At 59.9% G+C, this 23,068-nt stretch carries 23 protein-coding genes; 9 read left to right on the forward strand and 14 right to left on the reverse strand.

Annotated elements, in window-relative coordinates:
- The first annotated feature begins 101 nt into the window (after positions 1-101).
- Positions 102-1,208 (forward strand): bifunctional diaminohydroxyphosphoribosylaminopyrimidine deaminase/5-amino-6-(5-phosphoribosylamino)uracil reductase RibD, encoded by a 1,107-nt coding sequence (gene ribD / locus NW835_RS00465; RefSeq protein WP_414414235.1) that lies wholly within the window; start codon positions 102-104, stop codon positions 1,206-1,208.
- Positions 1,209-1,569: 361 nt separating this feature from the next.
- Positions 1,570-2,622, forward strand: a complete 1,053-nt coding sequence (locus NW835_RS00470; RefSeq protein ID WP_414414236.1) for a hypothetical protein — start codon at positions 1,570-1,572, stop codon at positions 2,620-2,622.
- Positions 2,623-2,828: 206 nt separating this feature from the next.
- On the opposite strand, the gene NW835_RS00475 is transcribed toward NW835_RS00470, so the two are convergent.
- Positions 2,829-3,062 carry a hypothetical protein gene (locus NW835_RS00475; protein ID WP_414365746.1) on the reverse strand — a complete coding sequence of 78 codons (234 nt, stop codon included), beginning with the start codon at positions 3,060-3,062 and terminating at the stop codon, positions 2,829-2,831.
- A gap of 749 nt (positions 3,063-3,811) precedes the next feature.
- On the opposite strand from NW835_RS00475, the gene NW835_RS00480 reads away from it, so the two are divergent.
- Positions 3,812-4,051 carry a hypothetical protein gene (locus NW835_RS00480; protein WP_414370466.1) on the forward strand — a complete coding sequence of 80 codons (240 nt, stop codon included), beginning with the start codon at positions 3,812-3,814 and terminating at the stop codon, positions 4,049-4,051.
- Here NW835_RS00480 and NW835_RS00485 read toward each other — a convergent pair.
- The gene (locus NW835_RS00485; protein WP_414365748.1) at positions 4,048-4,875 is read right to left on the reverse strand and encodes a DUF1350 family protein; all 828 of its coding nucleotides are present in this window, start codon (positions 4,873-4,875) and stop codon (positions 4,048-4,050) included. The two genes, NW835_RS00480 and NW835_RS00485, sit on opposite strands and share 4 nt — an antisense overlap.
- A 435-nt stretch (positions 4,876-5,310) precedes the next feature.
- Here NW835_RS00485 and NW835_RS00490 point away from each other — a divergent pair, with 435 nt between their 5' ends.
- Complete coding sequence (locus NW835_RS00490) at positions 5,311-5,511, forward strand: hypothetical protein (RefSeq protein ID WP_414365749.1); 201 nt, start codon at positions 5,311-5,313, stop codon at positions 5,509-5,511.
- A gap of 98 nt (positions 5,512-5,609) precedes the next feature.
- Here NW835_RS00490 and NW835_RS00495 read toward each other — a convergent pair whose 3' ends face one another.
- From NW835_RS00495 to crtE, 4 genes are all read right to left on the reverse strand, one after another.
- Positions 5,610-6,446, reverse strand: a complete 837-nt coding sequence (locus NW835_RS00495) for a SirB1 family protein (protein WP_414414237.1) — start codon at positions 6,444-6,446, stop codon at positions 5,610-5,612.
- 31 nt (positions 6,447-6,477) lie between these two features.
- The gene (locus NW835_RS00500; protein WP_414386416.1) at positions 6,478-7,095 is read right to left on the reverse strand and encodes a hypothetical protein; all 618 of its coding nucleotides are present in this window, start codon (positions 7,093-7,095) and stop codon (positions 6,478-6,480) included.
- Between the two features lie 42 nt (positions 7,096-7,137).
- Entirely contained in the window at positions 7,138-7,599 is a 462-nt protein-coding gene (locus NW835_RS00505; protein WP_414365752.1) for a divergent PAP2 family protein, read from the reverse strand.
- 76 nt (positions 7,600-7,675) lie between these two features.
- Entirely contained in the window at positions 7,676-8,569 is an 894-nt protein-coding gene (crtE, locus tag NW835_RS00510; protein ID WP_414414238.1) for a geranylgeranyl diphosphate synthase CrtE, read from the reverse strand.
- 233 nt (positions 8,570-8,802) lie between these two features.
- Here crtE and hemE point away from each other — a divergent pair, with 233 nt between their 5' ends.
- Both hemE and NW835_RS00520 read left to right on the forward strand, forming a co-directional pair.
- Positions 8,803-9,870, forward strand: a complete 1,068-nt coding sequence (gene hemE / locus NW835_RS00515; RefSeq protein ID WP_414414239.1) for a uroporphyrinogen decarboxylase — start codon at positions 8,803-8,805, stop codon at positions 9,868-9,870.
- Positions 9,871-9,931: 61 nt separating this feature from the next.
- Complete coding sequence (locus tag NW835_RS00520) at positions 9,932-10,915, forward strand: glycosyltransferase family 2 protein (protein ID WP_414414240.1); 984 nt, start codon at positions 9,932-9,934, stop codon at positions 10,913-10,915.
- Here the strand turns inward: NW835_RS00520 and NW835_RS00525 are convergent.
- Positions 10,870-11,727, reverse strand: a complete 858-nt coding sequence (locus tag NW835_RS00525; RefSeq protein WP_414414241.1) for an inositol monophosphatase family protein — start codon at positions 11,725-11,727, stop codon at positions 10,870-10,872. The genes NW835_RS00520 and NW835_RS00525 overlap by 46 nt on opposite strands.
- Before the next feature lie 141 nt (positions 11,728-11,868).
- On the opposite strand from NW835_RS00525, the gene NW835_RS00530 reads away from it, so the two are divergent.
- Complete coding sequence (locus NW835_RS00530) at positions 11,869-13,806, forward strand: protein kinase domain-containing protein (RefSeq protein ID WP_414414242.1); 1,938 nt, start codon at positions 11,869-11,871, stop codon at positions 13,804-13,806.
- A gap of 460 nt (positions 13,807-14,266) precedes the next feature.
- Positions 14,267-14,791: a YIP1 family protein gene (locus NW835_RS00535; RefSeq protein ID WP_414414243.1), complete on the forward strand. Its 525-nt coding sequence runs from the start codon at positions 14,267-14,269 to the stop codon at positions 14,789-14,791.
- 38 nt (positions 14,792-14,829) lie between these two features.
- Here the strand turns inward: NW835_RS00535 and NW835_RS00540 are convergent, their stop codons facing one another.
- The 4 genes from NW835_RS00540 to NW835_RS00555 form a co-directional block, all read right to left on the reverse strand.
- Positions 14,830-15,057, reverse strand: coding sequence for an indolepyruvate ferredoxin oxidoreductase subunit alpha (locus NW835_RS00540; RefSeq protein ID WP_414365758.1), 228 nt, complete (start codon positions 15,055-15,057; stop codon positions 14,830-14,832).
- A gap of 547 nt (positions 15,058-15,604) precedes the next feature.
- Positions 15,605-16,237 carry a rod shape-determining protein MreD gene (gene mreD, locus NW835_RS00545; RefSeq protein WP_414385712.1) on the reverse strand — a complete coding sequence of 211 codons (633 nt, stop codon included), beginning with the start codon at positions 16,235-16,237 and terminating at the stop codon, positions 15,605-15,607.
- Positions 16,209-16,967, reverse strand: a complete 759-nt coding sequence (gene mreC, locus NW835_RS00550) for a rod shape-determining protein MreC (RefSeq protein ID WP_414365818.1) — start codon at positions 16,965-16,967, stop codon at positions 16,209-16,211. The genes mreD and mreC overlap by 29 nt, the downstream gene beginning before the upstream one ends.
- A gap of 80 nt (positions 16,968-17,047) precedes the next feature.
- Entirely contained in the window at positions 17,048-18,076 is a 1,029-nt protein-coding gene (locus NW835_RS00555) for a rod shape-determining protein (RefSeq protein ID WP_414365819.1), read from the reverse strand.
- A 148-nt stretch (positions 18,077-18,224) separates the two neighbouring features.
- Here NW835_RS00555 and NW835_RS00560 point away from each other — a divergent pair, with 148 nt between their 5' ends.
- Positions 18,225-18,668: a VOC family protein gene (locus NW835_RS00560; RefSeq protein ID WP_414414244.1), complete on the forward strand. Its 444-nt coding sequence runs from the start codon at positions 18,225-18,227 to the stop codon at positions 18,666-18,668.
- Positions 18,669-18,925: 257 nt separating this feature from the next.
- Here NW835_RS00560 and NW835_RS00565 read toward each other — a convergent pair whose 3' ends face one another.
- The 3 genes from NW835_RS00565 to NW835_RS00575 form a co-directional block, all read right to left on the reverse strand.
- Positions 18,926-19,654 carry a DUF2993 domain-containing protein gene (locus tag NW835_RS00565; RefSeq protein WP_414414245.1) on the reverse strand — a complete coding sequence of 243 codons (729 nt, stop codon included), beginning with the start codon at positions 19,652-19,654 and terminating at the stop codon, positions 18,926-18,928.
- A gap of 124 nt (positions 19,655-19,778) precedes the next feature.
- Positions 19,779-21,800, reverse strand: a complete 2,022-nt coding sequence (gene bchD / locus NW835_RS00570) for a magnesium chelatase ATPase subunit D (protein WP_414414246.1) — start codon at positions 21,798-21,800, stop codon at positions 19,779-19,781.
- 175 nt (positions 21,801-21,975) lie between these two features.
- The coding region (locus NW835_RS00575; protein ID WP_414414247.1) for an aldehyde dehydrogenase family protein at positions 21,976-23,068 on the reverse strand (1,093 nt) is incomplete at its 5' end.

The raw sequence follows: 23,068 nt of genomic DNA on the forward strand, positions 1-23,068 counted from the left end.
TGCCGCCGGCGAGATAGATCCCTGGGCCAAGAAGCCGATAGAATTCGAGGCACGGGTTGTTGCAATGCTGGCCTAAACGGTGCAGGCCCAGGCCTCCTCCCATGCCCCTAGAGTGTGACCGGCAGTGGATGGAACGCTGCCTCTTTTTGGCTCGCTCCACACCACAGCGCCCCTCCCCTAACCCGCGGGTAGCTTGCGTTGTTGTCCGGGGGGATCAGGCGGTGGGGGAAGGCGTTCATCCGGGAGCCGGCCAGCCCCACGCCGAGGTGTTGGCCTTGCAGCAGGCGGGATCCCTGGCCAAGGGCGCCACCCTCTACGTCAACTTAGAGCCCTGCAACCACTACGGGCGCACCCCTCCCTGTACTGAGGCCATCCTGGCTGCCGGGATCCGGCGGGTGGTGGTGGGGATGCAGGATCCCAACCCGCTGGTGGCCGGCAAAGGGATCCGCCGCCTGCAGGAGGCCGGGGTCGAGGTAACCGTGGGAGTGCTGGAGCGGGAGTGCCAAGAGCTCAACGAGGGCTTTGCCTTTGCCATTGTGCGGAAGCAGTGCTTTGGCCTGCTCAAATACGCCATGACCCTAGACGGCAAGAGCGCTGCCGTCACCGGCCACAGCCAGTGGATTAGCAACCCCCTGGCGCGAGAGTGGGTTCACCGCCAGCGGGCCTGGCACGACGCGGTCATCGTAGGATCGAAAACTGTCTGGCACGACAACCCCCGCCTGACCTGCCGCCTGCCGGATTTTCAAGGATCCCAGCCCCTGCGGGTGGCTCTCAGCCGCTCCCTAAACCTACCCCCCGTGGCCCACCTCTGGCAGGTGGAGGAGGCGCCAACTTTGGTGATGACAGAAGCCACCGAGACCCATCCCCTCTGGCGATCCCTGGCCCAGCAAGGGGTGGAGCTGCTGCACCTGGATCAAGTAACCCCGGCTCGAGCAGCGCAGGTTCTCTTTGAGCGAGGCTGTCTGAGCGCCCTCTGGGAATGCGGCGGCACCCTAGCCTGGGCTGCCCTCAAGGATGGGGCCATCCAGAAAGTGGCCGCCTTCATCGCTCCCAAGATCCTGGGCGGGGCCGACGCCCCAACCCCCGTAGGAGGCGAAGGGATCCCTGACCTGAACCAGAGCTGGCAGCTGCTGGAGCTGCAACTGCAGACTGTGGGGGATAACTGGCTGATCACCGGGAAAATCCCCTCTTCTAGCCCCGATGACTAAGAGATCGATTGTTGACAAATTCGCGAGGGCTATCTGGAGGGTTTTAAGTGTCTGAACGAACAGACTGATATCTGTTCAATGTAAATGAATATACTGATCAGAAAAATACAGCATTCTTGCAAAGTAGGTTTCAGAATTGAGCTCAACTGTGCTATGCTGGCCGATATTCTAGGGGGTCATAAGGATCTTTCGGTAAGGCCAGCAAAATCAAGCTGTAGGGATCTGTCAAGATTCTCCTGAGGTGAACCTTGTGAAAGGTAATGACGAAGACTCTAGCTTCTTTGTCCAGTCGTTTTTCATTGCTTGCCCGGCGAGCTGATTGAGAACTTTCCCAGTACAAATCCTGGTAGGGAGGATCATCATGATGTTAAACCTTTTTGCCGGCCTGCTCTTTACCTCGCCTTACCTCAGCCTCTCAGGAAATGTCCTCATTGCCTCAGGAAATGTCCTCATTGAAGGATTGGGGGAGTGGGTTTTCGCCGATCATCAAGTCCTGGAAGGGCTTACTCTAACCCTTCTTACACGGCCTGGAGAGAGCTTGTCCTCTTGGAGTGAAATGCTCTCCGTCATGGACATTCATGTCGAGGGATCGCCGCGCTTGGTGGCCAACCGCCTTCGGGATGACCTCTTGGCCAACTGTCTCCAAATGACTTGGGAGTTTCATTGGGAGGGCGAGGAAGATGTTCTCTACGAGTTCCGTAGCGCCGGCTGTCGTGGGCAGGCTGCCGGGATCCAAGAGCATGAGATTGGCCGCATCACCCAAGGCCCAGACGGCCCTGTGCGCATTGCCTACGCCGCCAAGCCAGAGATGACACCCGCAATCCGGAGTCGCTGGCTCAACTTGCTGGGCAGCGAGGTGGGGACGGCTCGGGGCTTTCCCATCCAAAACCTTACGGGGGTCGCCCGAAAGCCTTCTTCTCCAGCTCCAGAAGCCCCAACCGCAGAGCGGCAGATCGCCCGCTGGCTGCAGGAAGCAACCGATGCCCTGAAGCAGCAGGAAGATTTGCTGGCCGAGCTGGAGCGCCTCGGTCAGGAAGCGCAAGCCGATGCCCGCACCTACAGCCAGAAGGCCCCAAACGAGGTGGGGACAAGCGTGATCAGCCTGCACCGAGGTCGGGGGGACGGCAGCCCTAGCGAGGCCACAACCGAGTTCAAGACCACCGATACCCTAGTCTGGGCCATTTTGCCGGTGGGCAGCCTCCCTGCCAACGCCCAGGTGGAGATGCTTTGGTACTACGAGGGCGGAGAAGCCGGGGGCGAGCAACTGATCCGCAAGTTTGATTTTCCCTGGGATCCCTTGGCCGACACGGTGCGAGGCTTTCTCAGCTTCAGCCAACCCTACACCGGGCGCTACCGTGTCGAGGTTCAGGTCAACGGCGAGAAGATAGGAGTTGGCCGCTTCACAATTCGGTAGCCTTAGCTTGGCTCCCACTTCCAACTCTTTTCTCTCAGAGGGAGCCCAGCCTCTCTCTTAGAAGGAAGGGGGAGATAAGGCTTACAGAGAACAATTTTTGACTATAAATCCAGGCTTTTCCGGTAGGGCAATGTCCGTCGCCATCTGCCTATTTTTCGCGCTGTGAAGACTATTGCGCTGAGAGTGAAAAGATAGCTCGACATTCTCTAGCGAGTTCTGATCACGGGCCTAGCTTTGAGGTTGTAGATAAAGCTGGTGCGGTACTGCAACAACAAATTGCGCAGGTAAAGGGGCAAGTTGCGCTGGTAGAGTAGGCGAGTTCTGCGGTAAATCAGTTTGCGGCGACGGTTGAGCGCCCGGCTGCGCTGCTGCAAAGGGGTCTGCAGAGAACGCTGAAGTGCCAGGGATCCAACCGCACAGGCCAGCCTTCGCCGTACCATACCCCACCTCTCGAGCAGCAGTTAGATCGATTGATACTCCCACCGCCCAAAGGCAGGGGATTCTTACGCAGTTCAAAAACGAACTCGCAAAGGCACTGTCAAGACGCCTCTAGACAGTTCCTTAAGGCAAAGCCCCCAGGTTCTGCTGACTTTTCTGTTCGCGTCAGCGGGACAGAGTCCTTGCAGGTTGGATGAGACGTTAGTCTTTCCCGGATCCTTGCCACCGGTCGGGTTTTTCACCGTGATTAGGGGCTTGCCTGGGAACAGCACGCCTCGGTGACAACTATACCATTGATGAGCAACTAAAGTTGCTTGCGGGCTTTTCCGCCCCGCACTCAAGTACGGGACTACCAAGCTATCCCTCTGGGTAAATGCGAGCAGCCGCCAGCGGGTCGATGTATTTTGGTATCCTGCAGAGGATTGGCCTGAGGAGCGAGGATCCGCCCAGAAGCTTTCTCCTTTTCCAGATCTTGCAACAGTTGCCGGCGCTTCCCCCAAGGGGCAACAGGTGTAGGCCGCTTGAACACCCAGCCGCCCAGCAATCTTTGCCGGCGGGATCCCCTTGGGGCCTATAGCCTCAGACAAGGCCAGCCAAAAGGGCTGGAGGCCACAGGGGGCCACGCCCGCCGCTATCCTGCCAACGAGTTGTTGGCCGCAGAGGACAGAGAACTCTTTAGGTTTTAACCAGGTTTTGTCAATGGCAGTCGAGGGACAGCTTCGTTACAATAGGTTACAGCTTAGATTACGATATGTTGATCATCCTTGCCATTGTGATCCTACTGGGGTTCTGGGCGCTGCGCTTGATGGAACAGGCGTTTCAGCGTCAGGAGTTCTCGCGTATGTTGGCAGGAACGCTGGTGGCCGTGGCTGCCGGTGGTGTTTTAACCTGTTACTTCTTGATGAGCGACACTCTACAGATGCTGTTTTCTCTGCAGGCCCAGTCTCCCCACTCACAGGAGCTCCTTTCCGACCTAAGCTGGCTCGATTAAGCCAGTTGTGCTGCCAGCCAGGCTCGAATACTCTGGATCATTCGTTGGTTAGGAGCTAGTAAGTTTTGATAAAACAACTGTGCGAAGGCATCGATGGGACTGAACTCCCCCTCGACCCGGAAAGGATAGCTGAAACCCAACGGGGTTAAGTGATCCCCCTCCAGGCGTTGCCATTCGGTGTAGCCTCCATACCTGCGGCGAAGCTGTTGATAGAGCAGCGGAATATCGTCAATATCATCCTGCTGAAACTCTACAAGCAGGTTGTTTCTAACCGGATACTGCTCCTCAATAAGGCGATTGGTTTCTGCCGGAGAAGGCTCAAACTCCAACCACAGATTCACCGGCGGCGAAGAGGATCCCATCCACATCCGCCACAGATCGCTAAGTTGTTGTTGAGGCCATGCTTGCACCAACACCTGCAACAGCGGCAGCGCCCGCTCCAAGCCGGCATTGCTGTAGGCCAAAAAAATATTGCCGCGCCGCTGGGATCCCAAAGAAGGAAGGGCTAGGCAGGAGAGGATCTGCAGCTTACCGCCAAGGCTGTGGCCCAAGCCAAAGAGGGGCAACCCCATCAAACCTTTGCTCTGCAGGCTTCTATGGAAAGATTGGGCTGCCTTGAAAGCAATTTGAGCGTGATCAATGTCGGTGGTGTAGGCGGTAGCCACAACGGCCATGCCCATGCGGGCCAATTCTTCCAGCAGGCGGCTGTAGAAAAATTGCGGGGCGGATCCTACAAACGCTCCGCCCAGAAAGTGGATCACGGCACGGGGTTGGGGAGGCAGAAGAAACCAAGTCTGTCCATCCGTTTGCCACGTCAATGTCATGGTGCTGCAACCTCACCTGCGATTTGACTGGGATTCCCCACAAAACCCGGTAGCCGACAGGATCCCACTTCATCCTAATAGAGTACTGACAGACTAGTGGCCCGCCCTCCGGGATCCTAGACCCAGCAACCCACTCGGGGTGCGACTGGCCCCAAAGTCGCCAGAACTGCAGCAGCTATCGGGTGAACCCATCACTCGCACCCCCTTCGCAAAAGATTGGGAAGGGCAAACTGGACAAGCCTCCCTGGGAAGCTCCCAAGCCTCAGCGAGGCCCCGTGAAAGTACCATTGGCAATTTCCCTGAGTAAAGCTAGCATAGGCGGCCCTAGATTTTGGCCAAAATACGTGATCCTCACGATGGCTACGTCAAGTATTTCTTGCATCCTGGACTTGTGAGCTAAGATAATAAATTCTCTTTTGAGATCGTGAGGTTGTAATGAGCATTCGCGAGATCGTTAGTGAGGTCTTACAATCCTCGACCCTGACGCTACAGCAGGAGTTGACCATCAACAAAATCCTTTGGGAAAAAGGCTACAGTCTATCTGATTTGGAAGCCCTAGATGAGCTGGTAGAGGCAATTCTTCGTCAGGAAGTGAAAGCCGCTTCAGACTCTTGCAAAGGCCCCAGCGCTGCTTAAGGATGGCGAGGTGAGCTCTTGGGTGAGGCCCATATTGCCTAGGTAATCAACTAATCGTTCGATGGGAGGATTTTTTCGAACAATTGTTGCACTCGACCTTAGTCAGAGTAAGCTTCTAGCCTTTGCAGGATCTCTCGGATTAAACGCTCGTCGGGGTGGCTGAGCTCTGGGTGGAAAGGTGCCTGCTTGAGATAGTGCCTCAGATCCTGACGGGCCTGCTGCCAACGCCCCAACTGGTAGCAGAGCAAGCCTCGATCCCTCAGGTGGGGCAAGGACTCTGGGATCAATAACAAGATGCGCTCCACTGCTGCCAAGGCAAGCTCTAGCTGGGCGCGGCTCAGGTAAATCTGCCTAAGATTGTTGAGCAGCCGCACCAAGATTAGGCGAGGAGGAGTGGGGCGGAGATGATGATCTTGTAGAGGGATCCCGAGCCCATAGATTTGGGCCAGCCGCTCTTGACAGTCTTGCGGAAACAAAATCTGCCCTTGATGAAAGGGATCCACAAAAATCTCCGCGTCTGCAAACAAGGGCCGCACCAAAAAGTGACCGGGCATGCCCACCCCTGCCATGGGAAAATCGATCCGCCGCGCCAGCTCTAGATAGATTAGAGAAAGAGTAATCGGGATACCGGTACGCCGATCGATCACCTCGTTTAAAAAGCTGTTGCGCGGATCGTAATAGTCTTCGCTGTTGCCACGAAAGCCCAGAACTTCAAAGAGATAGTGATTTAAAATCCGGATGACGCGCAGGGGGTAGCGCTCGGGAGGAAGACGCTCTTGCACTTCTGCGGCCATCTCATCCAAAGCGGCCAAATACTCTTCTACATCCAAGTCGGGATAGGCTTCCTGAGCAATCCAGAGGGCCGCTCGGCCCAGATCGATGGAATCTGATTGAATTTCCTGGATGAAGCGTTGGCGGGCGGCAGGAATGCTCATGGGAGGCTGGAGTTTTCGGCGACCATCTCGGCTAGAACAGGAGCGTGCAGAAGCTGGTCAACAGCAGCGTCAACGCCGTCAGAAGCAGGCTAAAGCTCCAAAGCCCCACAGCGGCAAGTAGGAGAGTCCCGATGACCCAGATGAGCAGAGCATTCCAGTAGGGTCGGTTAGGGGCCTTGGAGACGTTGATTTTTTGGAAGAAGGGCAGCAGGATAAACGCCACATCCAGCAGCAGCCGCGGCAGCCGCAAGTCCTGGGGCAAGGGCAGATCCCGCACCGCCAGATAGAGCAGCCCCCAGCTCAACAGAAGCGGGATCAGCAACAGATAGTTGGATTCGGCCAGCAGTGGTCGCTCCACCACTAGCGGAAACAAAGGGCTGATCCCCCAGCCCAGATAGAGGTAAAAGTCGAACTTCAACAGCGGCTGCAACAGAGGGGGCAGGCTGAGGCGCTGCAGGTGTTGCTGAATCTTACTCCCCTGAGCTCTGGCTCTCTGGCCCCCAGGTCCGCCTTTTTGAGGGGTTTGCCCGCCTGAGGCCGCCCGCCAGCCGCAGTGGTCGCAGTAGGGAGACTTATATCGATAGGCCGGGATCGGCTTGCCACAGGCGGGGCAGCGTTGGATCGGACGAGGTTGAGAACTGGAGGCCATAACCACCGGTGATGCTCCTGCTCTAGCATGCCCCAATTGCGTTCAGGTGATTCCCAGGGCAAAAGATAACGTGATACAGGCTGCCCCCAGGGCTGCTCCGGCGATCACCTGGACGGGCGTATGGCCCAGCAACTCCCTCAAGTAGGGCTCCTGGAAGCGATCTGCACCCTTCTCCTCAAACCATTCTTCCAGGAGACGGTTCAGCACCCGCGCCTGCTTGCCGGCAGCCTGGCGGATCCCGGCAGCATCATACATCACCACCAAAGCAAAAACCACCGTTGCCGCAAACAGCAGACTGTCCCAACCTTCCTCCAGCCCCACTCCCACGGCCAAAGCCGTCACCAGCGCTGCGTGGGAGCTGGGCATCCCCCCCGTCTCCACCAAAACCCGCAGGTTGAGCTTGCCCGAACGCACATAGGCCAGGATCAGCTTGATGGCCTGGGCCAAGACACTGGCCAGCAGAGCAACCCAGAGGACGTGGTTGGCCATCAACTGCTGCAGCATAGGGCTCTCCGGCACTGGAACACGACCAGGGTCTTTAACAGGGGGACAGGGATCCCATCTGTCTTGTCCTCTTGTCTCAATGCTGACGGCGGGTGATGAAATCCGCCAGGGCCAACAGTGGCTCGGCCCGGGATCCGTAGGGGCGTAACGCCTCCTTGGCCGATTGGATCAGCTCCTCGGCTTTCTGCCGGGAAGCCTCCAGGCCCAGCAAGCTGGGGTAGGTGGCTTTGGCGGCAGCTTGATCCTTACCTGCCGTTTTGCCCAGTTGCTCGCTGGTGGCAGTGATATCCAAAATGTCGTCCACAATCTGAAAAGCCAGGCCGATGTCGCGGGCGTAGTGGCCCAGGCGGGCCAGCAGCTCCTCGTCTGCGCCTGCCAGGATCCCTCCTGAAACCACCGAGGCCTCCAGCAGAGCACCCGTCTTGTGCCTGTGGATGTACTCCAAAGTTTCTAGGGAAATGGCTTTGCCCTCCGACTCCAAATCCACCACCTGGCCCCCCACCAAGCCGGTTGCTGCCGCTGCGTGGCCAATACGGGCAATGACTTGCAGCACCAGCTGCGGCGGCACCCCCCGCGTTTGGCTGGCGATATGCTCAAAGGCATAGGCCAGCAGGGCATCTCCTGCCAAAATGGCGATATCCTCGCCGAACACCTTGTGGTTGGTGGGTTTGCCGCGGCGAAAATCGTCGTTGTCCATGGCCGGCAGGTCGTCGTGGATCAACGACATGGTGTGGATCATCTCTAGGGCGCAGGCAGTGGGCAGGGCCTGCTCCACGGAGCCGCCGGCCAACTCACAGGCCGCCAGACAGAGGATCGGCCTCAGGCGTTTTCCCCCCGCCAGCAGGCTGTAGCGCATCGCCTCGTAAATGCGCTCCGGATAGGCGGGAACCAGAGCTGCAGAAAGCGCCTCTTCCACCTGTTGCTGACGCTGGCTCAGATAGACTTTCAGGTCAAAGGTTTGGGCAACCAAGCGGGGTTTCCTCTCAACTCGGCAATGGGGGGATCCCTGTCGAGTAGTTCTACAACAGGCTTGCAAGCTGACATTATCTCATGTCCACTCTAGGTCGGGATCTGCCTTCCTCAGCCGGTGACAGCAAGTTGCAACCCCTAAGGAAAGTGTCAGGAGGAAGGGCCGCAAGCTTGCGCTAGCCGTCCCCCCAATGTCAGGATGCATTAAGGATCTTCAGCCGGCTTGGTCTTCTTATGTCCCACTCATCTGCTCAGCTTGGCGATGGCGACCGTCTGCTGCGGGCGGCCCGTGGGGAGGTGCTGGATCGTCCTCCGGTTTGGATGATGCGCCAGGCGGGGCGCTACATGGCGGTCTACCGTGAGCTGCAGAGCAAATACACCTTCAAGCAGCGCTGCGAGATCCCGGAGCTGGCGATTGAGATCTCGTTGCAGCCGTTTCGCGCCTTTGCCCCCGACGGCGTCATTATGTTCAGCGACATCCTCACCCCCCTTGAGGGCATGGGGATCCCCTTTGAGCTGGTGGAGCAGCAGGGGCCGATCATCGCCCCGCCAATCCGCTCCCAGGCCCAAATCGACCAAATCCGTCTCTTAGAGCCGGAAGAAAGCCTGCCCTTTATCAAGACCATACTCAGCACCCTGCGCCGCGAGGTGGAAGGGAAGGCAACGCTGCTGGGCTTTGTCGGCTCCCCCTGGACCTTGGCCTGCTACGCCGTAGAGGGCCGCAGCTCCAAAGACTATGCCCATATCAAGAGCCTGGCCTTCACTCAGCCGCAGATGTTGCATCAGTTGCTGAGCAAGCTGGCGGATAGCATTGCCCGCTACGTGATCTACCAGATCGAGTGCGGTGCCCAGGTGGTGCAGTTGTTTGACACCTGGGCCGGCCAGCTCAGCCCCGGTGATTACGAAGCTTGGGCCTTGCCCTACCAAAAGCAAATTGTGGATCAGGTGAAAGCTCGGTATCCGCAGGTGCCGCTCATTCTCTACATCAACGGCAGCGCCGCTTTGTTGGAGCGGGTGGGCAAAGCTGGCATCGATGTCTTCAGCCTCGATTGGATGAGCGACATGGCCGAGGCCAGGGCCCGCCTGGGATCCCTGGCGGTGCAGGGCAATCTCGACCCGATGGTGTTGCTGGGATCCCCGGAATTCATCCGGCAGCGCACCCTGGAGGTGATTCAAAAGGCGGGACCCCGCGGCCACATCATGAACCTGGGCCACGGCGTGCACCACACCACTCCGGAGGCCAATGTCCATCACTTTTTCGAGACGGTGCGCCAATCGGCAGAGCTGCTCAAAGCTCTCTAGCCGTATAGAAAAACCCCTTGACTCTAGGAGTAGGGTTTGCCTTAAGAGCCAGGGATCCCCGGTGTACATCAGCGTCATCATCCCCACCTACAACCGCCGTCCCATCTTGCAGAAATGTCTGCAGGCTTTGGCCCAGCAGCAGCCTGGCCCCTACGACGGCTACGAGGTGGTGGTGGTGGACGACGGCTCCACTGACGGCACGGTGGAATGGCTGCAGAGCCAGCCGCCAGATTTGCCGCCGATAAAGCTTTTGTGCCAAGAACACCGCGGCCCTGCTGCCGCCCGCAACCTGGGGTTTCGCCATGCCCAGGGATCCATCATTGTTTTTATCGACAGCGACCTGGTGGTGGTGGATCATTTCTTGGCCGCTCATGCCCAGATGCTGCGGCGACACGGCGTCAAGGGGGATCCCAGTTCGCTCCAGGAAGCCAAGGTCTTCACCTATGGGCGGGTGATCAACACCTGCAATTTCCAGGATCCCTGCTCCGAGCCCTTCAAGCCCACCGATTTTTCGGCAGCCTTCTTTGCCACCGGCAATGTGGCCATCGCCCGCCATTGGCTGGAGCGGGCTTGTGAAACCCCTGCCGGCCCCTTTGACGAGCGGTTTCACCTCTACGGCTGGGAAGACCTGGAGCTGGGGGTGCGGCTGAAGCACCTGGGCCTGCGCCTGGTCAAGTGCCCCCAGGCCACCGGCTACCACTGGCATCCGCCCTTCGAGCTAGCGCAAATCCCAGCCCTCATCGAGCGGGAGCGGCAGCGGGGCCGCATGGGCATCCTCTTTTACCAAAAGCACCCCACTTGGGCCGTGCGCCTGATGATCCAACTGACGCCTCTGCATCAATGCCTATGGGGCCTGCTGTCGCTGGGGGGCTGGCTGAACGAGAAGCGGCTAGAGCCGCTGCTGCGCTGGTTGATCCGGCAAGGCCGCTCGCAGTTGGCCTTGGAGCTGTGTCGGGTTTGCTTCCTCAACTGGTACAACGTCCAGGCGGTTTACGAGAGCTACAGAGCAATGAAAGCCCGAAATAGCGGGACCCACCTGTCCTGAGCGCTCACCAGCGTCGGATAGGTCAGCCGGCCATAGTCCTTGCCGGGGATCAACGGCCTTCCGGGATCCGGGTCAGCAGGGCCAAGGGGCTCCCAAACGGCGCCGGCCCCCTTGACGATGGCCCACACCGCCGCCACATCCCAGATCTTGGGTGAGCGTTCTACTGCTCCCAAAAGGCTGCCGCTGGCCACCGCCAGCAGGTTGTAGGCAGCGCCCCCCAACATCCGCGCTTTGCAGGGAAATTGCGGGCTAATCCAGTGGCTGCTGCGGGAGCAAAAATTAAACAGTTGGTTGGGGCCGGGTGGGGCGGTGCTGGGGTGGATGGGCTGAGGAAGAACGGGATCCCGGTCGTGGCGGATGAGAAAAGCTCCTGCCGGCGCATCGCCCGCAAACTGAGGCCAGTAGCCGTAAAAAGTCTGGCGGATGGGCGGCAGATGCACACAGCCAAACACGGGCACGCCCCAGTGCAACAGCGCTAGCGAGCTGCCCCAGATGGGGATCCCGCGGGCAAAATTGGTGGTGCCATCCAAGGGATCCACCACCCAGCACCACTCTTCCTCCGGGAAAATGTGGTTGGACTCCTCGCTCAGGTAGCCGTGAGCCGGATAGGCCGCGGCAATTGCCTTTTGAAAGGTGTCATCTGCCCATTTGTCAGAAGCGGTTACCAAGCTGCCGTCCGCTTTTTCCGTAGAGGAGGCCTGGCCAAAGTCTGCCAAGAGCTGCGATCCGACCCTTGCCGTGGCCTGCAGGGCAAACTCGGTAACCTCCAGCCAGAAGGGGGAGGGAGAGGCGGTTTCACAAAGAGCACCCATGCCCCAATCCTAGCGGGATCCCCAGCTTTTGGGGCGAAAAAGGTTGGCAATGGTAGCGGATCCCTCACAAACAGGTCTTGCGCCCTCAAGCTGACTAGAATCATTTAGGTAAGTCCTCTCCTCGGCTGGCCGTCCTCCTCCATGAACCAGCGCCTCATTGGACAACTGATCGGCAACCGCTACCGACTGACCCACCACATCAGCGAGGGTGGCTACGGCAATGTGTTCGAGGCGGTGGATACCCAGTTGAATGACGAGCCGGTGGCCGTCAAGTTGTTGCGCCCGCCGCCGCCAGACATGGAGCCGGAGTATTACCAGCAACTGCAGCAGCGCTTCCTGGACGAGGCCAGGGTCAGCGCTCTGTTGGGCGAGCACCCCAACATTGTGCAGGTGCGCTCCTATGGCCTCTACCAAAACCAGCCCTACCTGGTGATGGAGTACCTGAATGCCCAACCCTACACCGGCCAGGGGTTGGACTATGTGTTGGCACGGGAAGGCCCCTTGCGCCCAGAGCGGGTGGTGAACTTGGCATTGCAAATTTGCTCGGCCCTGCACCACGCCCACAACTTTCACATGGATCTGGGCAAACACTCGATTCGAGGAGTCATCCACCGCGATATCAAGCCCAGCAACATCTTTGTGCAAAAAGGGCCCGACGGCAAGGAACGGGTCAAGATCCTCGACTTCGGCATTTCCAAGCTCATGGGGGAGACCTCCCGTGGCCTGACGCAAACCGGGTATTTTTTGGGCACGATGGTCTATGCTTCCCCGGAGCAGATGCGGGGAGAGAAGCTGGATGCCCGCTCCGACATCTATTCGCTGGGGGTGGTGCTGTACGAGCTGTTAACCGGTGCCCTGCCCTTCGAGCCAGAGACCGACACCCTGCAGGGCTGGTACCACGTCCACAACTTCCAACAGCCCCGCCCCTTTCAAGACCATCCGCTGCCCCACCCCATCCCTGAGGCCCTGGAAAGGGTGGTGCTGCGCTGCTTGGAGAAAGACCCTGCCCTTCGCCCGGCCACCATGGAGGAGCTGGCCCAGCAGCTCCGAGCCGTCTATGGGGATCAGATCCCGCCTCCCGCCTCCTCGGCTCCTCCTCAACGGGTTTCTCTTCAGCGGATCCCTGCGGGGTTTGGCCAGCAGGTTACCCAGCAGGCGGCTGCGTCGGAAGCTGAGGCGGAAAAGCTCCAGCGGGCGGTGCATTTGATCGAGGCAGGCGAATACAAAATGGCCGTCCACCTGCTCAACGAGCTGATCCAGAGCGCCCCCAACGAAGCCCGCTACTATCTGTACCGCGGCCTGGCCCACCAGCGGCAGGGCCATTGGGGCCTTGCCCAGATGGATTATCAAGGAGTGCTGCGGCTGGAGCCGGGCAACCCCTCGGCAGAACAGGGCCTGCGCGAGGTTGAACAGCAGGTCGGCCAGGAACAGGTTAGCCCCCACCCGAAGCCCACCCTCCCCACCTCAGGCAAGCCCCGCCAGAGCAAAGGATTGGCCCTGGTCTGGCTCCTGGCCAATTGGGCGGCGGCTGGGATTGGCTATCTGGGGCTGGGGGCGGCAGCTCCCCTCCTAGCTGCTTTGGGTTCGCTCCAAGGAGCGGTGGCTGGGGCCAGCCTTGGCTTGGGAATGGGGCTACTCCAGTGGGCGGTATTGCGACGGCAGGTTTCTTGGCGGTGGGTGGCGGCTACGCTACTGGCCACGGCTTTGGGCTGGGTGGCAGCAGATACCCTGGCCCCTCAGGTGGGGGTGGCAACCTTCGCTTTCGATCCCAGGGATCCCTGGCCACAGAACGCCTTGCAGGCGATGGCCAGCCCGCTGCGTGGCTTGCTGGTGGGGCTTGGCGTCGGTGGATTGCAAGGGATCCTCCTGTCCCGGCACGGGAAAGTCGCCTGGGCCTGGGTCTTGGCGGCAGGGGTAGAAGGGGGAGGGGCAGCTCTGCTCATCCATTGGCTGCTGGCCAGCTCTGCCTTGAGCCATTGGCTGCTGCTCCTTGCCGGGCTGCTGGTCCACACCCGCCCCCTCAGCGCCCTGGTGCTTTCCAACCTCAATTGGCGCCGCATCCCTGCCGTTCAAAATTGACCACAGACCAAAAACAGGCCGCCTAACCCCCATCCCACACCACCTCAGCTCCCCTCAAAACTTACCTGACCAGGGATCCCCTGCAGCCATTAAGAGCAAGAAGGCCCTCTCGCGAGAGCCTTCTTGAGGATACTATTGCGCCGTTTTACCGTGGTTTTCGACCTGGAAAAGCCAGTGTAGGACATCGGGGATGACTATCGATAGTTTCCAAATCGAGTTTGGCTTACTGCTCTCACATCCACACCCGTCCTAATTGTCGAAGGGTATCGATCGCAAAAACGTAACGGCAGTCACCAACGCCTCAGAATCCTTAGCCCATCATACCGCATCTGCGGGCCGTGCTTGTCAAGTGCTCATCAGGGATTTGCCAAGGACGGGATCGGCATTTGCTTGCTTGGCTTTGCAGGAGCCCTTTTGTCCTTCGGCTAGGATAGGAAGGCAGCCCGACTTTTTGCCGGCCATGCTCGACTCTCTGTTGGACAATATTTACGGTGCTTGGTTTCTGCCGGAGCGCACCTTCCGCTCGCTGCGGCAACAGCCTGTTCTCTGGCAAGCTTTTGGGGTGGTGGCGCTGCTCAACATTCTCGAGGCTGGGCGTCGCTTTGGGGTAAACCTGCCGAGCATGGTGCTGGCGCTACTGGCAGGCTCCCTGGGATGGGTAAGCCTGGCGGCTTTGCTGCAGGCGCTGGCCTTTTGTTTTGGGCGGGCTGCCCCTTCTTTTACAGCGCTCCTCTGCCTGACGGGCTTTGCTAGCTTGCCCTGGCTGCTGCTGGGACCTGCCCAATCCCTAGGCGGGGTGGCCGGATCCCTGCTCGGGTTAGGGGCGCTGTTGTGGTTTGTGGTTTGGCAGGTGCGGGCGGCAGCAGTGGCGCTGGATCTGGAGTGGTGGCGACTGGCGGGCCTGATCCCGTTGGCCTTCCTGGGCGGCCTCCTGTCCTTGAACTGGTTGAGCAGCGCCGTTGTGGCTTTGGCTTCTCTGGGCTGAAAGGCAATTGCAAAATTGGGAAGAAGCAGCCCGCCCGGCTAGCTGGGCACTCGCTGCAGGTGCGGCTTTTCCTCTGGCAGAATCGCACCTTCCACAGGGCAAACCTGAAGACAGATGCCACAGTCAATGCAGGTGGCAAAGTCAATCCAAAAGTAGTCGGTGCCTTTGGCATTTTTGCCGTCCCCAGGGTGAATGCAGGCGACGGGGCAGGCCTCCACACAGTCGGCAACGCCTTCACAAATATCGGTGACGATGGTATGGGGCATGGATCCCTCTCACTAAATCGAGTCAACCTCAACACCTTCCCATCCGCTTGACCCAGAGTCTGTTGGATCGTTGGCAGTGGGCGGCAGAGGGCTTTGTCATTTTAGCTTAATCGGCGGGAAGCCCCGCACTGTATGGGTGAATTGTGTTGACTCAAGAGCCAATCAGTGTCGGGATGGAAGCCGTTTGTGCTTCAATTGAGGAGATTAAGTTCAATCTCCGGAGAGTTTCCCGCCGTGGGTTGCACGGTGCCAGCACACCAAGACCTCTGTACCAACAAGTTTGTGAAGCGTGAAGCCCGTACTCTTGTGTTGACTCAACGAAGATGAGTGTCGGGAGTCGTTCACGCGAAAACGGATCCCTCTGAGAGCGACTACAAGCCCCCACCCAAGTTCGGCCCCTCTCCCAGGGAGAGAGGAAGTAGGGGCAAGGAGCAGTTTCGCCGCCGTTTGGAATAGTGGCTGTGCAACTGATGTCCCATCGAGCCCGGCAGCGGCTGTGGGGAATGCTGGCTTGGAGAATGCAGAGCGCTGGCCCCAGAACCTGCAGCTAGCTCTCTTCTTGAGATTGCCACCAACGGCTGAGGGGCCAATAGAGAGCGGGGGCCCACAGGCTGCTTAGAATAGCCGACGTGAGAGCATTGCGCTGATGGTTCCACCAGATGCTCTCCAGAGAACGTGGGCCATTGCCACCAATAGCACCGGCGGCGGGCGAGGAGTTCGCCAACCCATCTAGCCAATTTACCATTTCCGCTGGCTCGAGGCCAGCGGATCCCTGAGAGGCCGTCAACCACATCCATTGCAGTGCCATCAGCGTCTCGGCAATCACCACCATGCCGAAGACGATCAAAGCCACAGAGATGAAGTCCTCTTGCATGTAGCGCTGTTTCTGCAACTTGGCCGTGAGGATCCCGACCACTGCCAACCCCAGAGCATGGGTAGGATAAGGGCTGGTCAGGGCATCCTGCAGAAAACCCAATGTAATCCCGGCAACAGCCCCCTGCCAAGCCTTGCGCCGCACGCTCCAGCACACCACCCAGATCAGGGGCCAGTCGGGGGTTAAGCCCGCCAGCTCCAAGCCTGGCCCCCGCCACCAAGGGGCCACCACCGCCAACAGCCCCGACAAGGCGGTGACCAGCCAATTGAGGCGAGACTTAAGGTTGAGAAGCAGAAGGTTGAGCATAGCGGTAAATCAAGGCCCACTCCAAGAGGCCCAGGGGCGCCGACAGTTCAACAGTGGCTTGTGGGGCAGGGCTGGCATCCAGGTTGATGGCTCGAATCGTTCCCACCACAACCCCCGCCGGGTAGAAGCTGCTTAGGCCCGAAGTTACCACCACATCCCCCACTTCCACTTTGGGATCCTTATCGAAAAAATCCAAGATGGCATTCTGGGTGCCGGTGCCCCGCAAGATGCCCATGTGCCGGCTGCGGCTGAGCATCACCCCGACACGGCTGGTGGGATCGCTGATCAGCAGCACGCGGCTGGTGTTGGGGGTTACCGCCTCAACCCGCCCGACCAATCCTCCTGGTGCCATGACCACATCTCCTACCCTGACCCCATGTCGGCTGCCACGGCTGAGGGTGAGCTGTTGCCACCAGTGATCGGCGCTGCGACCCACCACTGCCGCTGGGATCCTCGCCTGGGGCATCTGCTCGGTAAACTGCAGCAGTTGCTTTAGCTCGCGATTTTGACGCTGCAGCTCGGCCACCAGGGCCTGCAGCTCGCGGGTGGCGGCCTGGCTAAGTACGGCGTCAGGGTTCACAGGTGGGCGGATGGGTGCGGTGAGCCAACTGTACAGTTCCACCAGCAGGGATCCCTGAGTCTGGCGCAAAGCCCACGCCCCTCCTATCGTCGAAGCAGACAGGAGCAGCCCCAAACCATGGCGCCTCCACCACTGGTGTAGCCGATTCAATCAGCACCCCTTTGAACCACTCGACTCACACCTGCCATTGGGATTCTAAGATCCTTAGGGAAGCGCATAGAGAAACGCTTCTAGCCTTTGAAGCTGCCGCTCAGGACTCGACCCAAGGTCTTGAAGTCCTCCAAAACCCGTCCTGTACCAAGCACCACACAACTGAGGGGATCCGGGGCAATGTGAACCAGGATCCCGGTCTCATGGCTGATCAGGGCGTCTAGCCCCTTGAGCAACGCCCCCCCTCCCGCCAACATAATGCCGCGGTCAATAATGTCTGCCGCCAATTCCGGCGGCGTGCGCTCCAGGGTGCGCTTGATGGCCTCCACAATGACCGAGAGCGGCTCGGCCATGCTCTCACGGATCTCAGTGCTCTTCACCGTAACGGTACGGGGCAAACCCGAGAGCAGGTGGAGGCCACGCACTTCCATGGTCAGCTCCTCTTGAATTGGGTAGGCAGAGCCGATTTGAATTTTAATCTCTTCGGCAGTGCGCTCCCCGATGGTGAGGTTGTGAACTTTTTTCATGTACTGGATAATGGCCTCGCTCAGCTCGTCTCCTGCCACCCGCACCGACTCGCTGAGGACGATCCCTTGCAAGCTGAGGACGGCCACCTCGGTGGTGCCGCCGCCGATGTCGATGATCATGTTCCCGGTGGGCTCTTGCACCGGCAGCCCCGCTCCGATTGCTGCCGCCACCGGCTCATCCACCAAATATACCTCCCGCGAGCCAGCTTGCAGGGCCGCTTCCATCACCGCCCGTCGCTCCACGCCAGTCACCCCACTCGGGATCCCGATAACGATGCGCGGGGCGATCAAGTAACGACCTCCATGCACCCGCTGGATGAAGTGCTTCAGCATCATCTCCGCCGTGTCGAAGTCGGCGATCACCCCATCGCGCAGAGGGCGCACAGCCACGATGTTGCCAGGGGTACGGCCCAACATTTTTTTGGCATCTTCCCCCACAGCCAGCGGTTGTTTGGTGTTTTGGTCGATGGCGACAACAGAGGGCTCCTGTAGGACAATGCCGCGGCCAGCCACATAGACTAGGGTGTTGGCCGTGCCCAGATCGATGCCCATGTCACGGGAAAATCGGCTGAATAGCCCCACGGTAGGTTGCTCCAGTTTTTACTTCGTGAAGAGCAGCAAGTCTCGGTACCTACTATAGTCCAATCCTGGGAGAGAATCTCCCCCGCCACGGGGATCCCTTTCCGAGTGGCGCAGTTAGGGCTGGCCATCAGCGGAAGTTGGGATTAAAATGGGTAGCTTCCTTTTTCCGGTTGCGATGCAGATTGTTGCAGCTTTGCTGAGCTTGGCCACCCCCAATTTGCCCCGTTTGTTGCACTTTTACCAGACCCTCTTGGGGATCCCGCCCCAAGTCCAGCTCTCCAGGGAGGGAGAGCCAGTGTATGTGGAGTTTCGCCTGCCTGGCCTGCGACTGGGCCTCTACCGCAGTCTCCATCCAGAGTTTGCCGCCCAGGCGGGGGCAGTAAGTCTTTGCCTGCAGGTGCAGGATCTGGCGGCATGCCTCGGATCCCTAGCGGCGGTGTTGGCGGAGCACCAGATCCCCGTTTCGCCCTTGCGGCAGGCCTTTCACGGCCAGGAGGTGGACTTCCAGGATCCCGATGGCAATCGCATTGTATTGCACCAACCTTCCGCGGCCTTCTGGCAGGCGATGACCTGGGAGGGCACTTGCAACTGAACCAAGACCCCTAAGTCTCAGGGGACACTCTTTCGAACCTTTCCGAGCAAAAGTTGTGCCAGGTGCGTGTTGGGAAAAGTCCCCTATGGTTGAGTTGAGAAGAGTTGAAGCTCGGGGGCTAGGTATGGGTGCGGTGTCCCCGTCGAGGCTGACCAGGTCATGAAAAAACCTCTGGGCGTCTGTCCGTGTTTCGACCCCAGAGGCTTCTTCTCTTCACTCCTCACCAGTCTTGAGCGTACACGCCGCCTGAAAGGTTGTCAAGCATTTTCCCAGTGGGGTTGGCGGGTGGGAAACCGCACCAGAGTAGCGCTGCCGTAGAGGATCATCTGTTGAGGCTGTAGGCACACCCGATCTACCCGCAGCTCGCTCCCTTGCAGGGCTAGCCGATCCAAATCCAGGAGTGCATTCAGGTGATCCACCAAGGCTTGGCTCAGGGCCCGCCCCTCCTCTGTGTCGCCTTCACACAGCGGATCGGCAAAGCAAATGCGGCGGCGTTCTAGCACCTGAATGCGAGCGGAAAAGCCCACCTGCAAGGGCTTTGCTCCCCCTAACTGAACCTTGGCCTGCAATTGCAGCCGCTGCTCTGGGGTGATGTGAACCTCGACCTGATGAAACGACAGAGGCTTGCCTTCCTGCCCCACCTGGGCCAGCTTGCTCAGCACAAAAGGGGTGTTGAAAGATTGCGCCAGATCCGCTTCGCTCAGCACCACCCGCATTGTGGCCTGCACCGGCTGCCGCAGCTTGATCCGCCCCTGCCAGATTTGGCTGAAATCGATGGCCACAGCATTGCAAAACAGCTCCAAAAGCGAAAGCCGCAGGCCGTTGTACATCTGCAGGTGCTGGCCCCGCAGCTCAAAGCTGTCGATGCGTCCCTGCAACAGCTTGGCAATGGGCTCTGCCCGCACGCGCGCCTCCAACCGCTCTGCATGCTTAAAGAGAGCGCGAATGGCTGCGCTCACCCCCCGGCTAACCCAGTCGACGGCCATAGGATTCTCAAGGAGCAGTTCTGGCAGGAGTCCTGTGGTCATAGGGCAAGGTGGAGAGCGCCTACAGGGATCATAACTAAACATTAAGAAAAGTTACAGCTCCTACCGAGGGAGAGCTGCTCTCTCAAGGGTATGGGCGTCCCTCTTGCATGGCCGAGCGGGCCACGGCTGCGATCCCCTGGTCGGTGGCGCGGGGCAGATGAAAGTAGCGTCCGCCCGCCAGCTCGGCCAGCTCGGCGCCAAAGCCAGTGGTTACAAAGCGGCTCTGCGAGTCGATTAAGAGCAGCTTCAACCCCAGGGCGCGGATACGCAGGGCGATCTCCCGCAGCTCCTGCTTCAGGTCAATGGGATCGCCTTCGCTGCGTCCCAGAGAGCGGCTGAGGGGGATGTTAGCTCGGCCATCGGTAAGGGCCACCAGCATGACTTGACCCACGTCGCCACTGGCGCGAGCGTTCACCCCCAGGCGCACCGCTTGGGTGAGAGCATGGGCCAGGGGGGATCCGCCGCCACAGGGCAGGGATTCCAGGCGGCGGCGGGCCAGCTCGATGGAGCGGGTGGGGGGCAGCAACACTTCGGCAGCCTCGCCGCGAAAGGCAATCAGGGCAACCTTGTCGCGGTTTTGGTAGGCCTCGGTCAGTAGGCGCAGAGCCGCGCCTTTGGCCGCCTGCATGCGGTTAAGAGCCATGGAGCCAGAGGCATCCACCACAAAGATCACCAAGGCTCCAGCTTTGCGGGCCAGCTTCTTGGCGCGGATATCGCCAGGCTCGACGATGACGGCCCGTCCTGGCTGCCGCAGGCGGCGACTTTTCTGGTAGGGGGCAGCAGCCCGCAGGGTAGCGTCAACGGCGATGCGGGGGTTGGCTCCCTGGGGCAGGATGGGCTTGACGTAGCGGCCCCGGTCGGTGCTAAACACCAAGCTGCGGGATCCCGTTTTTCCCTGTTGGCTTAGAGCTTGGGCAAAGGTCAAGAGGCGCGGGTCAAGGGCCACTTGTTCGGGATCGAAGAAAAACTCCTGGGGCAGGCTAAGATTTTCCGGCTGGGGTTCTGTCTCTTCTCTGTCTTCCCCCTCCTTGGCGGGCTCTGGCGGCTGAGGATCCGACTGTTGGGATGGGGGTGGGGGAGGCGGCGGCTGGTCGGGGTTGTAGCGGGCGCGGGGCAGCAGCACCAGTTGCACCGCCTGTTGCAGGTCTTCGGCCAAGAGGTGATCCCGTCCCTCCAGCGCCGCCAGGGCACGGGCCGCCCGCAGGGCAAACTGCTCCCCTCGATGGCCTTGGACATTGCCGCGGATGGCCTCCTGCACCAGGTAGTGGATCTGTTCCCGCCGTGGCTTGACCTGGGGCAGCCACTCTCGCGCCAGGAGAATGCGGGTGCGGATTTCCTCCACTTCCGCCTGGTGTTCCGCCAGAAAGGGCTCAGGGGCGTCGACAAATCGAGTTGCCCGCTGGACAATTTCCCCTCGCTCCTCCAGGCTCAGCTCCTGCCCCACCGGCACCACCAGCGCTAGGCGATCCAGCAGGTGGGGGCGCAGGGATCCCTCTTCGGGGTTGTAGGTGGCCACTAGGAGTGGCCGGCAGGGGTGCTGCAGGCTCAGCCCTTCCCGCTCCAGGCGGTTTACTCCCTCTCCCACCACCGTCAGCAGCAGGTTGACGATGGCGTCGTCTAAGAGGTGGATGTCGTCCACATAGAGCACACCCCGGTGGGCGGCAGCCAAGAGCCCTGGCTGGAAGACCGTTTCCCCCTGCTTCACCGAGGCCTCCACATCCACGGATCCCAGCAGCCGATCCTCCGTCACCCCCAAGGGAATCTGGACAAAGGGAGGAGCTATCACTTGGGTAGGGGGCGTTGTTCCCTGCGGGTAGCGGGCCTTGGCCCAGTCCGACCAGGTCTCGGGCCGCGCCGGGTCGTCGTTGCAATAGGAGCCGGCAATGACCTCGATGGGAGGTAGCAGGGCGTGGATCCCTCGGGCCAAAACCGACTTGGCCGTGCCGCGTGGCCCCACCAGCACCACCCCTCCCAAGCTGGGATCCACCGCCGCCAGCAATAGGGCTAGCTTGGCGGTTTGCTGTCCGACGACAGCGGTAAGGGGGAAGGTGCGGGGGGGGGCTAGGGTTGCAGATCCCAGGGGTGACTTAGGGAGGTGGGTCATCGACGGTTAAATCTTGCCGATCTTTTGAGATCTTCCCAGATCCAGGGCAGATTGAGAGCTGTACACAGAAGAATAGCTTGGTAGCCCCGTACTAAGCGCTCCGCGCCGCTGGCGCGAATGAGATGGGGAAGGGTTTCTGGATGTCCCTGCTGAAGTGCTGCTGTTTTGTCAAACTTCAGCGGCTTGCAATCATCACATGCTTGGTAATCTGATACTCTCGTACCGCTTCTGTCGAGAGATCTTTGCCAAATCCCGATTGCTTGAAGCCGCCGTGGGGGGCTTCCGAGGCGATGGGGAGGTGATCGTTAATCCAGACGGTGCCCACCTCCAGCTCAGCCGCCAGCTTCATTGCTCGTCCAATATCTTGAGTCCACACAGAAGCCGCCAGCCCGTATAGGACGTCATTGCCCAGGCGTAGCGCTTCTGCTTCTTCGCGAAACGAGCTGAGGGTGAGAACTGGCCCAAAAACCTCACTCTGCACGATCTCCGCTTTTTGATCGACATCGGTAATCACTGTGGGTTCGTAGTAGTAGCCCCGGTCAAACCGGGAAGGGATCCGCCCGCCGGTTAGCACCTTGGCTCCCTCGGCTTTGGCCCGCTCCACGAATCCCATCACCCGCTCCCGCTGGGCTGCCGAGACCAAAGGCCCCATCTCCACCCCCGCCTCAAAGGGAGGCCCCACCACCACCTTGCGCATTGCCTCGACAATGGCCTCTTGCATCTGCGCCAGTCTGCTCTCGTGCACATAGACGCGGGTAGCTGCCGTGCAGTCCTGGCCGCTGTTGAAGGTGGCGGCAAAGGCGGCCTTGGCGGCTACGCTTTCCACGTCGGCATCTGCAAAGACCAGGAAGGGTGCCTTGCCCCCCAGTTCCAAATGCACTCGCTTCAGGGTGTTGGCAGCGGTGCGCATCACCTGCTTGCCGGTGGCGGTAGAGCCAGTGAGGCTAACCATGCGTACCTGCGGGTGCTCCACCAGGGCTTGGCCGGTAGCATCGCCTCCGGTAACGATGTTGACCACCCCCGGCGGGATCCCGGCCTCGGCAGTGAGCTCCGCCAGCCTCAAGGTGGTTAGAGGAGTGGTGGGAGCAGGCTTGAGCACTACCGTGCAGCCGGCGGCCAGGGCAGGGCCAATCTTCCAGACGGCCATCAGCAGGGGGTAGTTCCAGGGGGTAATTTGCGCGCACACCCCCACCGGCTCCTTGCGAAATAGTGAGGTGTAACCCTTGGCGTATTCTCCGGCGCTGAAGCCATGGATGTCGCGGGCGGCA

Source organism: Synechococcus sp. OH2 (assembly GCF_047462155.1).
In the GTDB taxonomy this organism is placed as follows: Bacteria; Cyanobacteriota; Cyanobacteriia; order Thermostichales; family Thermostichaceae; genus Thermostichus.

Excerpts from the sequence above, each read along its gene's own strand:
- ribD (WP_414414235.1), top strand. The coding sequence starts at position 102 with ATGCCCCTAGAGTGTGACCGGCAGTGGATGGAACGCTGCCTCTTTTTG.
- NW835_RS00470 (WP_414414236.1), top strand. The coding sequence starts at position 1,570 with ATGATGTTAAACCTTTTTGCCGGCCTGCTCTTTACCTCGCCTTACCTC.
- NW835_RS00475 (WP_414365746.1), bottom strand. The coding sequence starts at position 3,062 with ATGGTACGGCGAAGGCTGGCCTGTGCGGTTGGATCCCTGGCACTTCAG.
- NW835_RS00480 (WP_414370466.1), top strand. The coding sequence starts at position 3,812 with ATGTTGATCATCCTTGCCATTGTGATCCTACTGGGGTTCTGGGCGCTG.
- NW835_RS00485 (WP_414365748.1), bottom strand. The coding sequence starts at position 4,875 with ATGACATTGACGTGGCAAACGGATGGACAGACTTGGTTTCTTCTGCCT.
- NW835_RS00490 (WP_414365749.1), top strand. The coding sequence starts at position 5,311 with ATGAGCATTCGCGAGATCGTTAGTGAGGTCTTACAATCCTCGACCCTG.
- NW835_RS00495 (WP_414414237.1), bottom strand. The coding sequence starts at position 6,446 with ATGAGCATTCCTGCCGCCCGCCAACGCTTCATCCAGGAAATTCAATCA.
- NW835_RS00500 (WP_414386416.1), bottom strand. The coding sequence starts at position 7,095 with ATGGCCTCCAGTTCTCAACCTCGTCCGATCCAACGCTGCCCCGCCTGT.
- NW835_RS00505 (WP_414365752.1), bottom strand. The coding sequence starts at position 7,599 with ATGCTGCAGCAGTTGATGGCCAACCACGTCCTCTGGGTTGCTCTGCTG.
- hemE (WP_414414239.1), top strand. The coding sequence starts at position 8,803 with ATGTCCCACTCATCTGCTCAGCTTGGCGATGGCGACCGTCTGCTGCGG.
- NW835_RS00525 (WP_414414241.1), bottom strand. The coding sequence starts at position 11,727 with ATGGGTGCTCTTTGTGAAACCGCCTCTCCCTCCCCCTTCTGGCTGGAG.
- NW835_RS00530 (WP_414414242.1), top strand. The coding sequence starts at position 11,869 with ATGAACCAGCGCCTCATTGGACAACTGATCGGCAACCGCTACCGACTG.
- NW835_RS00535 (WP_414414243.1), top strand. The coding sequence starts at position 14,267 with ATGCTCGACTCTCTGTTGGACAATATTTACGGTGCTTGGTTTCTGCCG.
- NW835_RS00540 (WP_414365758.1), bottom strand. The coding sequence starts at position 15,057 with ATGCCCCATACCATCGTCACCGATATTTGTGAAGGCGTTGCCGACTGT.
- mreD (WP_414385712.1), bottom strand. The coding sequence starts at position 16,237 with ATGCTCAACCTTCTGCTTCTCAACCTTAAGTCTCGCCTCAATTGGCTG.
- NW835_RS00560 (WP_414414244.1), top strand. The coding sequence starts at position 18,225 with ATGGGTAGCTTCCTTTTTCCGGTTGCGATGCAGATTGTTGCAGCTTTG.
- NW835_RS00565 (WP_414414245.1), bottom strand. The coding sequence starts at position 19,654 with ATGGCCGTCGACTGGGTTAGCCGGGGGGTGAGCGCAGCCATTCGCGCT.
- bchD (WP_414414246.1), bottom strand. The coding sequence starts at position 21,800 with ATGACCCACCTCCCTAAGTCACCCCTGGGATCTGCAACCCTAGCCCCC.